The organism is Isoptericola dokdonensis DS-3 (assembly GCF_001636295.1).
GTDB lineage: Bacteria > Actinomycetota > Actinomycetes > Actinomycetales > Cellulomonadaceae > Isoptericola > Isoptericola dokdonensis.
On the sequence record NZ_CP014209.1, the window covers coordinates 2694433 to 2707627 of the forward strand.

The 13195-nt window shown below is 74.8% G+C and carries 10 protein-coding genes and 1 riboswitch; of the genes, 5 read left to right on the forward strand and 5 right to left on the reverse strand.

What is annotated here, in order from left to right; all coding sequences use genetic code 11:
- The first annotated feature begins 1 nt into the window (after position 1).
- On the forward strand, positions 2–451 hold the full coding sequence (gene rplI, locus I598_RS12555) for a 50S ribosomal protein L9 (RefSeq protein WP_068203248.1): 450 nt from the start codon (positions 2–4) through the stop codon (positions 449–451).
- 158 nt (positions 452–609) lie between these two features.
- Here the strand turns inward: rplI and metE are convergent, their stop codons facing one another.
- Entirely contained in the window at positions 610–3027 is a 2418-nt protein-coding gene (metE, locus tag I598_RS12560; protein WP_068203249.1) for a 5-methyltetrahydropteroyltriglutamate--homocysteine S-methyltransferase, read from the reverse strand.
- An 89-nt stretch (positions 3028–3116) separates the two neighbouring features.
- On the reverse strand, positions 3117–4058 hold the full coding sequence (locus tag I598_RS12565) for a methylenetetrahydrofolate reductase (protein ID WP_232314152.1): 942 nt from the start codon (positions 4056–4058) through the stop codon (positions 3117–3119).
- Positions 4059–4102: 44 nt separating this feature from the next.
- A riboswitch (SAM riboswitch) is annotated at positions 4103–4210 on the reverse strand.
- Positions 4211–4344: 134 nt separating this feature from the next.
- Here I598_RS12565 and I598_RS12570 point away from each other — a divergent pair.
- Positions 4345–6951, forward strand: a complete 2607-nt coding sequence (locus I598_RS12570) for a LuxR C-terminal-related transcriptional regulator (protein ID WP_068203251.1) — start codon at positions 4345–4347, stop codon at positions 6949–6951.
- Between the two features lie 63 nt (positions 6952–7014).
- Here the strand turns inward: I598_RS12570 and I598_RS17690 are convergent, their stop codons facing one another.
- Entirely contained in the window at positions 7015–7953 is a 939-nt protein-coding gene (locus I598_RS17690; protein WP_068203252.1) for an LPXTG cell wall anchor domain-containing protein, read from the reverse strand.
- A gap of 171 nt (positions 7954–8124) precedes the next feature.
- On the opposite strand from I598_RS17690, the gene I598_RS12580 reads away from it, so the two are divergent.
- The 3 genes from I598_RS12580 to I598_RS12590 all read left to right on the forward strand — a co-directional run bounded on the left by I598_RS12580 (position 8125) and on the right by I598_RS12590 (position 11248).
- Positions 8125–9384: an NYN domain-containing protein gene (locus I598_RS12580; protein WP_068203253.1), complete on the forward strand. Its 1260-nt coding sequence runs from the start codon at positions 8125–8127 to the stop codon at positions 9382–9384.
- A 72-nt stretch (positions 9385–9456) separates the two neighbouring features.
- Positions 9457–10101: a lysophospholipid acyltransferase family protein gene (locus I598_RS12585; RefSeq protein WP_068203254.1), complete on the forward strand. Its 645-nt coding sequence runs from the start codon at positions 9457–9459 to the stop codon at positions 10099–10101.
- 55 nt (positions 10102–10156) lie between these two features.
- A complete protein-coding gene (locus I598_RS12590; RefSeq protein ID WP_068203255.1) occupies positions 10157–11248 on the forward strand; it encodes a class I SAM-dependent methyltransferase in 1092 nt (363 codons plus the stop codon).
- 13 nt (positions 11249–11261) lie between these two features.
- Here I598_RS12590 and I598_RS12595 read toward each other — a convergent pair whose 3' ends face one another.
- Positions 11262–12374 carry an App1 family protein gene (locus I598_RS12595; protein WP_068203256.1) on the reverse strand — a complete coding sequence of 371 codons (1113 nt, stop codon included), beginning with the start codon at positions 12372–12374 and terminating at the stop codon, positions 11262–11264.
- A 1-nt stretch (position 12375) separates the two neighbouring features.
- Positions 12376–13107, reverse strand: a complete 732-nt coding sequence (locus I598_RS12600; protein WP_068203257.1) for a ZIP family metal transporter — start codon at positions 13105–13107, stop codon at positions 12376–12378.
- Positions 13108–13195 lie beyond the last annotated feature (88 nt).

Here is a 13195-nt window from a genome sequence, read left to right on the forward strand (position 1 = left end):
CATGGCAAAGCTGATCCTGACCCACGAGGTGACCGGCCTCGGTGAGCCCGGCGACGTCGTCGAGGTGAAGGACGGGTACGCCCGTAACTTCCTCGTCCCGCGTTCGCTGGCGACGCCGTGGACCAAGGGCGCCGAGTCGCAGGTCTCCGCGATCCGCAAGGCTCGCAAGGCCCGCGAGATCGCCTCGCGCGACGACGCCCAGTCGGCCGCCGAGTCGATCCAGTCGCGCACGTACACCGTCGAGGCGCACGCCGGCGAGTCCGGCCGCCTGTTCGGTGCCGTGACGACGGCCGACATCGCCGCCGCGGTCTCGGCCGCCGGTGGTCCGTCGGTCGACAAGCGCAAGATCGAGATCGGCCAGCCGATCAAGTCGACCGGTGCCTACACCGTGTCGGTCCGCCTGCACCCCGAGGTGTCGGCGAAGATCGCGCTCGAGGTCGTCGCGGGCTGACCGCCCGACGCTCGACGAAGGCCCCGGCTCCCTGGTGGAGCCGGGGCCTTTCGCGTCCTCGGACGCTCGTGAGCGTGCGCTGACTCGCGGTTTCGTGCGCTGACTCGCGAGCGCTGTTCGCTCACAGCGAACAGCGCTCGCGAGGTGGGCGCACGAGGTCAGAGGGTCGCGCGCACGGCCTTCGCGGCGGCGACGAGGTGCTCCAGCGACGGGACCGTCTCCTCGTACCGCCGCGTCTTCAGCCCGCAGTCGGGGTTGACCCACACCACGCGCGGGTCGATGGACGTCGCCGCGAGCTGCAGCAGCTCGGTGACCTCGTCGACGGACGGCACGCGGGGGGAGTGGATGTCGTACACGCCCGGGCCGATGCCGCGCGCGTACCCGGCGCCGCGCAGCTCGGGCACGATCTCCATGCGGGAGCGGGCCGCCTCGACGGACGTCACGTCGGCGTCGAGGCCGTCGATCGCCCCGATGACCTCGCCGAACTCCGAGTAGCACAGGTGGGTGTGGATCTGCGTGCCCGCCTCGACCCCGGACGTGGCGAGGCGGAACGAGCGCACCGACCAGTCGAGGTAGGCGGGCTGGTCGGCCCGGCGCAGGGGCAGCAGCTCGCGCAGGGCGGGCTCGTCGACCTGCACGATGCCGATGCCGGCGGCCTCCAGGTCGGCGATCTCGTCCCGGAGGGCGAGGCCGACCTGGTTCGCGGTGTCGCCGAGAGGCTGGTCGTCGCGGACGAACGACCAGGCCAGGATCGTCACCGGACCGGTGAGCATGCCCTTGACCGGCTTGTCGGTGAGCGACGCGGTGTACGCCGACCACTCGACGGTGATGGGGGCCGGGCGCTGCACGTCGCCCCACAGGATCGGCGGGCGGACGCAGCGCGAGCCGTACGACTGCACCCAGCCGTTCGCCGTGACGGCGAACCCGTCGAGGTGCTCGGCGAAGTACTGCACCATGTCGTTGCGCTCGGGCTCGCCGTGCACGAGCACGTCGAGGCCGAGGTCCTCCTGGATCCGCACGACCCGGGCGACCTCCTCGCGCATGGCGGTCGTGTAGTCGGCGTCCGACAGCTGGCCCTTCGTCCACTGGGCGCGGGCGCGGCGGATCTCGGGCGTCTGCGGGAACGACCCGATGGTGGTCGTGGGCAGGGCGGGGAGGTCCAGCCGCGCCGACTGCGCCGCGGCGCGCTCGGCGTACGGGCCGCGGGCGAAGTCGTCGTCGGTGAGCGCGGCGGCACGGTCGCGGACTGCCGGGACGACGACGCCCTCGGCGGTCGCGCGGGACGCGACGGCGGCGGAAGACGCGGCGAGGGCGTCGGCGACGGCGTCCCGGCCGTCGACGACGGCGCGCGCGAGGGTGACGACCTCGGCCACCTTCTGGTCGGCGAACGCGAGCCAGTCGCGCAGGCGCGGGTCCAGCACGGTGCCCGGGGTCCCCGGGCCGCCGAACACCTCGTCGTCGACGTCGTGCGGGACGTGCAGCAGCGACGTGGACGTGCCGACGGCGACCGCACCGGCACCGAGGCCGGCGAGGGAATCCACGACGTCGAGCTTCGCGGCGAGGTCGGCCCGCCACACGTTGTGGCCGTCGACGACGCCTGCCACGAGGGTCTTCGACGCGAGCCCGGCGACGGCGCCCGTCGGCACCGCGCCCTTGACGAGGTCGATCGCGACCGCGTCGACGTCGGTGCCGGCGAGCAGCGCGAGGCCGTCGCGCGCGTCACCGCCGGCCAGCGGCGCGCCCCGGAGGTCGCCGAACGGCGCCGTGACGAGGATCGCGGGCCGGTCGGTCCCGGCCGTGAGGTCGGTCGCGAGCGCGCCGTAGGCGCGGGCGACGGCGTCGGACAGCTCGGGGAACGCCACGTCGACCGAGTCGGTGACCAGGGCGGGCTCGTCGAGCTGCACCCACGGGGCGCCGGCCGCGGCCAGCGCACGCAGCAGGTCGGCGTACGCGGCGACGACGTCGTCGAGCCGGTCGAGCGGGCGGAAGCCCTCGGGGGCGCCGTCGGCCGCCTTGGACAGGGCGAGGAACGTCACCGGTCCGACGACGACGGGGCGCGTCACCACGCCCGCCGCGCGCGCCTCGGAGAACGCGGCGACGAAGCGGTCGTCGACGAACGAGATCGGGGTGTCCGGGCCGATCTCGGGCACGAGGTAGTGGTAGTTCGTGTCGAACCACTTGGTCATCTCGAGCGGTGCGTCGTCGCCGGCGCCCCGTGCCACCGTGAAGTAGGCGGCGGCGTCGAGCCGACCCGCGGCGTCGGTGAGGGGGGTGAACCGGGCGGGCACGGCGCCGAGCGTCGCGACGACGTCGAGCACCTGGTCGTAGGACGAGAACGACCCGGGCACGGAGCCGTCGGACGGGTCGAGCCCGAGCTCGACGAGCCGTTGCACGGTGGCGAGCCGCAGGTCGGCGGCCGTGGCCTCGAGCTCGGCGGCGGTGGTGCGCCCGGCCCAGAACGCCTCGACGGCGCGCTTGAGCTCGCGGCGCCGCCCGATGCGGGGGTAGCCGAGGACGGTGCCGCCGGGGAAGGCGGGCGACGTGGACGCAGGGACGGGGGTGACGCTGGTGGACATGAGCTCTCCTCAGATGGGTAGACGCCGCCGGGGTACGCCACGGCAACCGTCGTCCCGGGGGACGACGGGGAGCCGCTGCGGTCAGCGGGTCAGACTGCGGGGATGCTCGGTACCCACGGCCTTCTGGCCAGGTCGACGCCGTCGGACGGCGTACCGCCGAGGTTGACACCCTCGAGCAGGTCCAGAGCGGGACGGAACTGGTTGAACGTGTACACGTGCAGGCCGGGGGCGCCGGCGTCGAGCACGCGCTGGGCGAGCTCGGTGCCGTAGGCCGTGCCGTAGGCGTGCTGCGCCTCGGCGTCCGGCAGGGCGTCGAGCGCGTCCAGCAGGTGCTGGGGCGCGCGGACGCCGGTGAGCTCCTCGACGCGACGGAGCCGGCGCGGGTCCGTCGTGGGCAGCAGCCCGGCGAGGATCGGGATCGTCACCCCGGCCGCGCGGGCCGCAGTGACGAAGTCGGTGTACGAGGTGGCCTCGTAGAACAGCTGGGTGATGGCGAAGGACGCCCCGGCCTGCTGCTTCTCCAGCAGGCGCTGCACCTCCTGGGCGCGCGTGGTGCCGGCCTGGACGTTGCCGTCGACGAACGTGGCGACGGCGATGGTCAGGGGGCGGGCGGCACCGCGCAGCGCCGTGGAGGGGTCGGACTCGCAGCGGCGCGCCTCGACCTCCCGCAGCAGGGCGATGAGCTCGAGCGAGGAGTGCACGCCGTCGGCGGGAGGCCGCCAGTCGGGCTGGTCCTTCGGGGGGTCCCCGCGCAGCGCGAGCACGGTGCGGACCCCGGCCTCGAGGAACGTGTCGATGACCGCCGAGACGTCCTCGCGGGACGCCCCGACGCAGGTGAGGTGCGCGACGGGCAGCACGGAGGTGCCGGCCAGGAGCGTGGCGACGACGTCGCGTGCCGTGTCGCGGTCACCGCCGCCGGCGCCGTACGTGACCGACACGAAGTCGGGCCGCGCGTCGACCAGACGGCGGGCCGTCTCCCAGAACCTGGGCGCGGCGGCGGGCCGCCGCGGCGGCATGAGCTCGAAGCTCACCGTCGGACGGTGCGGGTGCGGTAGTGCCTCTGCGACCATGCGTCACTCCATCGGGCCTGGTGTTGAGCACCTTCGTCCTCGGGAGGCTTCCGTCGGAGAACGGGTTGCTGCGGCGTCGTCGAGCCAGGACTCTCGGCCGCTCTGGATGGCTTGGCGACGACTCTAGAGCCTGTTCGACCAGCGGACAACACTCTCCACATCGTGAGACGCCCGTGTCTGCTCTCCGACGACGGCGCGACGACCGACTCACCAGGCGCGAGCCCGCCGACCTTCCTAGCATGACCCCATGGCGCTGCCCCGGCTGCACGAGCACGTCGTCGCCGACGTCGTCGACGGCGTCCGCGCGGGGACCAGCACCGTCGTGACCGGCCTGCCCGGGGCCGGCCGCACCGCCGTCCTGCGCCGCGTCGGCGACCTGCTCGGCGACGACGGGTACCGGCTGCTGACCGTCCGCGGAGCCCGTGCCCTCCAGGACAGGCCGCTCGAGGCGCTCGCGGTCAGCACGCTGGGCGTCGAGCGGCCCGCCCGCGGCCCGTCGCTGCTCGCCACCTACGTGACCGCGCTCGAACGACAGGCCGAGGGCGGCCGCCTCGTGCTCCTCGTCGACGACGTCGACGACCTCGACGCGGACTCCGTCGGCGCGCTGGTCGCCGCCTGGGGGCGGGTCCCGTTCCCCGTCGTCGCCACCTCGCGGCCCGCGCTGCCGGCCTCCGACGGTCGCGGGCTCGTCGCCTCCGTCACGCCGGTCGACCTGGTCGAGCTGCCGCCGCTGTCCTACGAGGACTCCGCGCGCCTCGCCGAGAGCGTCGTCGGCGGCCCCCTCGCCGCCGAGACCGCCGGGCGCATCCATGCCAAATCCGGCGGGATGCCGGGTTTCGTCGCCGGCATCGCGCGCACCGCGCGCCGCGGCGGTCGCCTCGTCCGCGTGGACGGCGTCTGGCGGGCCCACGGCGAGCTCTGGGCGCCCGCGCTGGCCGCCACCGTCGACCGGCTCACCGCCGGGCTCGACACCGAGACGCTGCACGCCGCCCAGGTCCTGGCGCTCGCCGGACCGGTCACCACGACCGTCGCCCGGCGGCTCGTGCCCTGGCCGGTCCTCGAGCAGCTCGACGGTCACGGCCTGCTGCGCACCCTGCGGCAGGCCGACCGCGACCACGTCGCGCTCTACCCGCCCCTCGTCGCCGAGCAGCTCCAGCACGCCGGGCGCAGCACGCTGCGGCTGCGCGTCACCCAGGAGATCAGCCGCGCCCTGTCCGGCGACGTCCCCGAAGGTCTCAGCGGACCTGTCGAGGCGCGGCAGGTGCGGGCCGGCCTCGAGGTGTCCACCGCCGAGGGCCGCGAGACCAGCACGCTGCGCAACCGGCTCATCGCCGAGCACGTGCTGCGGCAGCGCGCCGTCCGCGGCGCCGAGTGGGAGCACGACCGCACCGCGGCCACCGCCGTCCCCTACCTGGAGACCCTGCTCGTCCAGGGCGGCAAGGGCTCGGCGGAGGTCGTCGCGGGCACCCGGGAGGTCGGCGACCCCACCGCCGTCGCCCTGCTGCGGGCCATGGAGGCGGTCCGGCTCGCGGTCGAGGTCGGGGACGTCGACGCGGCCCACCGCGCCCTCTCCGCCCCGCTGCCCGCCGCGATCGCCCGCGAACCCGGTCTCGACCGGCTCCTCGCGGCCCTCGACCGGCGCCTGAGCCTCGTCGTCGAGGGTGTCGGGACTGGTGCCGCAGAGCCGGACGCCCCGGTCGTGCGGCCCGCCGACGACGAACCGAGCAGCGTCGGGGCGCTCGGCACCGAGGTCGGGGGAGTCGTCCAGGCCGAGCGGCTCGTCGCCGAGGGGCACGCCGCCGACGCGCTCGCCCTGCTGGACACCGTCCCGCGGACCGGCGCGTGGGAGCGGCCGCGCCAGGCCGCCGTCGGGCTCGCGAAGGTGCTCGCCGGGCGCCCCGCCGAGGCGCTCGCGGAGGCCGACAGACGCCTCGACGAGTCCCTCGACGACCTCGACCTCGACGGCATCTGGGTGCACGGGTACACCCGCGCTCTCGCACTGGCGGCCCTCGGCCGGTTCACCGAGCTGCGTGACCACGTCGGCGCGGTGATGTCCGTGGGCATCATCCCGCTGCGACAGTTCCACCACGCCGTCGGCAACCTCGCTCTCGGCGCGTACGCCGCGCTCCAGCAGGGTGCTGTCGACAGCGCCCTGCTCCTGGCACGCCAGGCGCTGGACGTCACCACCGTGCCCGGTCCGTGGCCGATGATGTCCGTCACCTGGATCGAGCCGGTCGTCGCGGCGCGCGTGGCGGGCGACCCGCAGGCCGAGGCCGACGCCTACTGGGCCGAGGCCGACATGCTCGCCGGTCGGGGCTTCGCCGCCGCTGCCGGGGTGGCGGGGATCCTCGCCCTCGGCACCGCCTCCGACGGTGGGCGGGCCGCACGGGTCGCCCGCTGCCTGCCCGCCGGGCAGGGCGACGGGATCGACGACATGATCGCCCTGGCGCGCGTCGGCACGGCGGACGCCCCCGGGCCCGCCCTCGACCTGTACCGCGACGCCCTCGCCCGCGGGGCGGTCCTCGTCGCCGGGCGAGCGCTCGCCCACGCGGTCCGCATCGGCCGGGCCACGGGGGACGGCGCCGTGGACCGGTGGGTGACCGACGCCGGCCGGGTGCTGCCTCCCGAGCTGCTCGCGACGCTCACGCCCGCCGTCGACCTGGAGGCGCTCACCGCACGTGAGCTCGACGTCACGCGGCTCGTGGAGGCCGGGCTGTCCAACCAGCAGGCCGCGCGACGCCTCGGCATCTCCGTCTCCACCGTGGAGAACCACCTCAACCGCGTCTACCGGAAGCTCGGCGCCGACGGCCGCCACGAGCTCGTGGTGCTGCTGCGCGACCGTCGCGGCGGGTGACGGGACGGTCGCGCAGGCCTGCCGGTCGACGACGGCGCGGGGCGGAGGCCCCGCGGCCGGGCGTCAGCGGGTCAGCCGGCGCCGCACCAGCAGCACGATCCCGCCGACCAGCACCAGGCCGCCCGCCGCGACCCCCAGGGGCAGCGCCGTCGACCCCGTCCAGGGGAGACGGTCGACGACCTGCTCCTGCTCCTGCGTCGCGGCGCCCTGCGTGTCACGCGTCGCCGTGGACCCCGCCGAGGGGCTCCCCGCCGGGTCGTCGGTGTCGACCACCGTCGTCGAGCCGTCCGTGCCGGGCACCGTCGGGACGGACGGCACCGTCGGCGTGACCGGGTCGGTCGGGTCCGTCGGTGTGACGGTGTCGGTCGGGTCCGGGGTGGGGGTCACCGGGACGGACGGCGTGGGGGTGGGCTCCGTCGGGTCCGGGGTCGGGGTGACCGGGTCGGTGGGCTCCGGCGTCGGATCCGTGGGCAGCGGGCTGGGCTCGGGCTCCGGGAAGGGTGTGGGCGTCGGCGTCGGATCCGTGGGCAGCGGGCTGGGCTCAGGCTCCGGGAAGGGCGTCGGTGTCGGCGTCGGGTCGGTGGGTTCCGGCGTGGGCTCGGGCTCCGGATCGGTCGTGCAGACCGGCTCCTGACCGCCCTCGCCGAAGTGCTCGTCGAAGTCCGACACCTGCACCCAGGTGATGCAGTAGTCGTCGTCGTCGATGAGGTACGACCACGGCAGGAAGCTCTGACCGATGAACTGCCCGGACGGCTGGTCGTTCAGCGACTCGAAGTGCACGCCCGCCGACTTCTCCACCCCGTCGACGGTGTACTTGATGTTGACGTGCTCGTGGTCCTCGAAGGTGTTCCCCGCGGGCAGCGTCAGCCCGTCCGGCGAGACGTCGTAGGGGACCGGCGCGTCGGACCCGCCGGCGACGGCGGCGCCCACGGGGAGCAGCACGAGGGTGGTCGCGGCGGTGGCGGCGAGGGAGGTACGGACGGTCTTCGCGAGGTCACGCATGGTCGTCTCCTGGGTTCGGTGTACCCAGGTTCGACGACCCCCCGCGCGCGCACGGGCCCCGGCTGCCCCGGTGGGTGGTGCCGGTGACCGGAGTGGGTGGTGCCGGTGGAGGGTCCGGGTGCGGGACCGTCGGTGCGGTGCGGCGCCCCGGCGCGGCATAGGCTGGCGGGCATGGACACCGAAGAGCGCCTGGCAGTCTTCCTCGACTACGAGAACCTGGCGCTGGGTGCGCGGGAGCACCTGGGCGGGATGCAGTTCGACTTCCAGCCGATCGCCGACGCCCTCGCCGTGCGCGGCCGGGTGGTGACGCGTCGCGCCTACGCGGACTGGTCGTACTTCGACGAGGACCGCCGCGCGCTGACCCGCCACCAGGTCGAGCTCATCGAGATGCCGCAGCGCATGGGGGCCTCCCGCAAGAACGCCGCCGACATCAAGATGGTCGTCGACGCGATCGAGATGGCGTTCGAGCGGGACTACATCTCGACGTTCGTCATGTGCACGGGCGACTCCGACTTCTCCCCGCTCGTCCACAAGCTGCGGGAGCTGAACAAGCGCGTCATCGGTGTCGGCGTGGAGAACTCCACGTCCCGCCTGCTGCCGTCCGCGTGCGACGAGTTCATCTTCTACGACCGGCTCGAGGGCGTGGACGTCCCCGACGAGTCCGAGCGCAAGCGGTCCGGCCGCGGGGGTTCCTCCCGGCGGTCCGGCTCGACGTCCGGTGGCCGCGGCGGTCGTTCCCGGGCGAGCGCCGCCACGACGTCGTCCGCCCCGGAGGCCCCGGCCGCGGAGGCGCCCGTCGAGGCCGCCCCCGAGGCCCCGGACGCGATCGAGGAGACCGCACCGCCGTCGTCGGGCGGCCGGAGCCGCCGCCGCAAGGCCGACGCGACCCCCGCCCCGGAACCCGTCGAGGCGCCCGTGCCCGACGAGGACGACGACGCGCCCGCCGGCGACCCCCCCACCATGGAGGTCAAGGTCGCGCAGACCCTCGCCGGGCTGCACGCCTCGTCGTCGGGCTCGATCACGGCGTCGCAGCTCAAGCGCACCCTGGTGCGCAAGGAGCCGACGTTCTCCGAGGCCGACTACGGGTTCCGCACCTTCACCGAGTTCCTGCGCTACCTCGCCGAGCGGGACGTCGTCGTGCTGTCCGAGGGGCCGTCCACGGGCGACCCCGTCGTCGCGCTGCCCGAGCAGCAGGACGGTGCGGGGGCGTTCGACCTGCTGCGGTCCGTCGTCCAGGAGGAGGGCGGTTCCGCCCAGCTCTCCGGCCTGAAGAACCACCTGCGCAAGCGCCGCCCCGACTTCTCCGAGAAGGCGCTCGGCTACCGCGGGTTCCTGCAGTTCTGCAAGGGGGCCGAGGCCGCCGGTGCCGTGGCCCTGGCCTGGGACGACGACGCCGACGACTACCTCGTGACGCTCGGCACGGCGGCCTGACGACCGCGTGACGTCCGGCACCGGCCGCCCGGGATGCCCGGGACCGGCCGGTGCCGGGGGCACAATGGTGCGGTGACCTACCGTGTGCTCAAGCTGATCGCGTCGCTCCTGGTGGCCGTCTTCCTGCGGCCACGGGTGACCGGACTGCACCACATCCCGGTGCGCGGTCCCGTCATCATCGCCAGCAACCACCTGTCGTTCATCGACTCGATCATCCTGCCCCTGGTGGTGCCGCGGCACGTCACGTTCATCGCGAAGGCCGAGTACTGGACGGGGCGCGGGATCAAGGGGCGCGTCTCCCGCTGGTTCTTCACCACGATGGGCCACATCCCCGTCGACCGCACCGACCCGCGCGCCGGCCAGCGTTCCCTCGAGGACGCCCTGGCCGTGCTCCAGCGCGGCGGCGCGTTCGGCATCTACCCCGAGGGCACCCGGTCGCGCGACGGCCGCCTCCAGAAGGGGCACACCGGGGTCGCGTGGCTGGCCCTGGCCGGGTCGACGCCGGTCGTGCCCGTCGCGCTGCGCGGCACCGACCGCGTCCAGCCCGTCGGAAAGATGCCGCGACCCGTCCGCGGCGTCGAGGTCACGTTCGGGCCGCCCCTCGACCCCTCCCGGCAGATCGCGGCGGGCACCAGGCCCGCACAGGCGCGGCGCGAGCTCACCGACCAGGTCATGGCCTCCATCCACGCGATGAGCGGCCAGGAGCTCGTCGCCTGACCCACCCCGGTCCGCCGCCCTGGCGAGTCGCACGCCCCCGGCGCAGCATCGGGGGATGGACGACACCCGGGCCACCGACGTCGCGCCGGTCGCGGACGACGAGCCCCGCGAACCGCTGGCCGACCGCGTCTTCGAGGTCGGCGTCGCCGCGATGGAGTGCCTGTCCATCCACCTCGGGGACAAGCTCGGCTGGTACCGCGAGCTCGCCGCCTCCGGCCCGCTGACCCCTGCCGACCTCGCCGCCCGTACCCGCACCCAGGAGCGGTACGCGCGCGAGTGGTGCGAGCAGCAGGCCGTCGCCGGGTTCCTCGTGGCCGACGAGACCGGCCCTGACCGCCGGTTCCGCCTCGACGACGAGGGCGTCGCCGTCTTCACCGACGCCGCGTCCACCGACTTCCTCGCGCCCCTCGCCCGGTTCGTCACCGCCGCCACCGTGCAGGCACCCGCGCTGCTCGACGCCTACCGGGACGGGGGAGGCGTGTCCTGGGACCAGCTCGGCGACGACGTCCGCGCCGGCCAGGCCGACATGAACCGCCCCTGGTTCGAGCAGGTCCTGCCCGGCGAGCTCGCCGCCGTGCCCCACCTGCACGAGATCCTGTCCCGTCCGGGCGCGCTCGTCGCCGACGTCGGCTGCGGGTTCGGCTGGTCCACGATCGCCCTCGCCCGCGCCTATCCCCAGGCCCGGTTCGTCGGCGTCGACGTCGACGCCCCCTCCGTGGAGGCCGCCCGCGTCAACGCGCTCGACGCCGGCACCGTCAACGCCACCTTCGAGACCTCCTGGCAGGACGCCCCCGCCGGCCCTTACGACCTCGCGTTCCTCTTCGAGTGCCTGCACGACATGCCCCACCCCGTCGATGTCCTCACCGAGGTCAGGGCGTCGCTGGCGGACGGCGGTCGTGTCGTCGTGATGGACGAGGCGGCCGACGACGTCTACACCGCGCCCGGCGACCAGGTGCAGCGTGCCCTGTACGGGTACAGCGTGCTGTGCTGCCTGCCCGACAGCCTCAGCCACGTCGGGTCGGTCGGCACCGGCACCGTGATGCGGCGCGGCACCCTCGCGCGGTACGCCCGCCAGGCCGGGTTCGCCGTCGTCGAGGACCTGCCGATCGAGGACTTCGGTTTCTGGCGGTTCACCGAGCTGCGCTGACCGGGGCGCGACGCTAGCGGTCGGCGCCGGGGGAGCCGAGGACGCCGGGGACGTCGACGAGCTGTTCGCCGAGCCCGATCCCGTCGGGCGCGCGGACGACGGGGACGTCGTCGTCGAGCAGGCCGTCGAGCTGGTCCTCGGCGACGGGCCGGCCGCCCCCCACCTGCCGGATCGCGACGGCCCGCACCCGCCCGGGCCAGCGCTCGACGGCGCGCGCGTAGATCTCCGGGTCGTGCTGGCCGTCGTCGCCGACGAGCAGCCACCGCACGTCGGGGAACCGGGACATGAGCAGGTCGAGGCTGGACGACTTGTGCTCCGGGCCGCTGCGGAACCAGCCGGTGAGCGTGGGCCCCCAGTCGGTGAGCAGCAGCGGACCGGCCGGGTAGCCGTTGCGGGACAGGAAGGCGCGCAGCGCGCCGGCGATGTTCCACGCGCCGTTCGACAGGTAGACGACGAGCGGCTCGTCGTGGGCGTCCCGCAGCTTCCGGTAGAGCTCCGGCATGCCGGTCACGGCCCGGCGGGACGTCCCGTGCCGCACGAACGTGTTCCACGTCGCGAGGAGCGGCCGGGGGACCGCGGTGACGAGGGTCGTGTCGTCGATGTCGCTGACCAGCCCGAAGCGGGTGTCCGGGCCCACCACCAGCAGCGGCGCGACCGCGCGCTCGCCCACGACGTCGCGCACCGGGTCGCGGGGCTCGATCGTCACCTCCCGCCACCCGGGCTCCAGCGGGGCGTCGGGATCCAGGCCGATCTCGACGTCGACGTACCCGGACCGGTCGGTGACGACCTCGACGGTGCAGCCCTCGACGTGCAGCCGCACGTCGTTCTGCGGTGCCGGCACCGTGAGGAAGTGCCGGAACCCGCGCCGGGCCGCCCGGCGCTCGTCGCGGCGCGCCGCCTGCGGGGGAGCGAGCAGCACCCGGGCCAGGACGCGCACCCGCTCCGGCGACCCGTGGCCGGTGAAGGGCTGCACCCGGGGACGCCACCCGAGCCGGCGCAGGACCGCGCCCAGCAGGTCGTAGCACCAGTCCTCGACGAGGGCCGCCAGGTGGGGCCGCTGCGTCGGGTGCGGGGTGGGGGAGGCGGTCGGTCCGGCGTACGGCGGCCGGTCCGGCGGATGCGTCATCTCAACCACCCACCTGCGAGAGCCCGAACGCCGTCGCGAAACCCAGCACCGTCACCAGTCCTCCCACCGGGCCGGCGAACTCCGCCGCCTCCGGGATCATCGTGTCCACCAACATCGTCAGGAGGGCCCCGGCGGCGAACGCCTGCACCAGCGCCACCGTCGTCCCGGACGCCGACCCGAGCGCCAGGTAGCCGACGCCCGCCGCGACCGCCGAGACCAGGGTCGTGCCGCCCCACAGCACGAACAACCGCGACCGCGACGTGCCCGCCTTGAGCAGACCCGCCGTCGCCGACATCGCCTCCGGCAGGTTCGACAGGAACACCGCCGCGAGCAGCGCCACGCTGACACCGCCACCGCCCACCAGGGTCGACCCCAGCACCACGGACTCGGGGATGCCGTCGAGCACGGTGCCGAGCGCGATCGCCCCGCCGGCCCCCTGCTGCTGTGCGCCCGTCGAACGCTTGCGGTCCGCGCCACCCCGGCGGTCGATGAGCAGGTCGCCGACGAAGAACGTCAGCGCCCCCGCGGCCAGTCCGGCCAGCAGCACCCAGCCGCCGTCGGTGGCGTCCGCGGCGTCCTCCACCAGGTCGTACGCGACGGCACTGATGAGGATGCCGGAGCCGAACGCCATGACCAGCCCCACCACCCGCTGGCTCAGGGGCCGGACCATCACGATCGCGGCGCCGATGAGCAGCGACGAGCTGCCCACCAGTCCCCACCAGAAGCCCTCCACCGGAACATTCGACCAGATCAGCGGCGCTCCCGCCGTCCGACCCCGCCGCGCCCGCCTCCGTGGAGGTGCCACAGGTGCGGCGCGCCGC

Bases quoted from the DNA above. Each gene is read 5' to 3' on its own strand.
- rplI (WP_068203248.1), top strand. From the start codon at position 2: ATGGCAAAGCTGATCCTGACCCACGAGGTGACCGGCCTCGGTGAGCCC.
- metE (WP_068203249.1), bottom strand. From the start codon at position 3,027: ATGTCCACCAGCGTCACCCCCGTCCCTGCGTCCACGTCGCCCGCCTTC.
- I598_RS12570 (WP_068203251.1), top strand. From the start codon at position 4,345: ATGGCGCTGCCCCGGCTGCACGAGCACGTCGTCGCCGACGTCGTCGAC.
- I598_RS17690 (WP_068203252.1), bottom strand. From the start codon at position 7,953: ATGCGTGACCTCGCGAAGACCGTCCGTACCTCCCTCGCCGCCACCGCC.
- I598_RS12580 (WP_068203253.1), top strand. From the start codon at position 8,125: ATGGACACCGAAGAGCGCCTGGCAGTCTTCCTCGACTACGAGAACCTG.
- I598_RS12590 (WP_068203255.1), top strand. From the start codon at position 10,157: ATGGACGACACCCGGGCCACCGACGTCGCGCCGGTCGCGGACGACGAG.
- I598_RS12595 (WP_068203256.1), bottom strand. From the start codon at position 12,374: ATGACGCATCCGCCGGACCGGCCGCCGTACGCCGGACCGACCGCCTCC.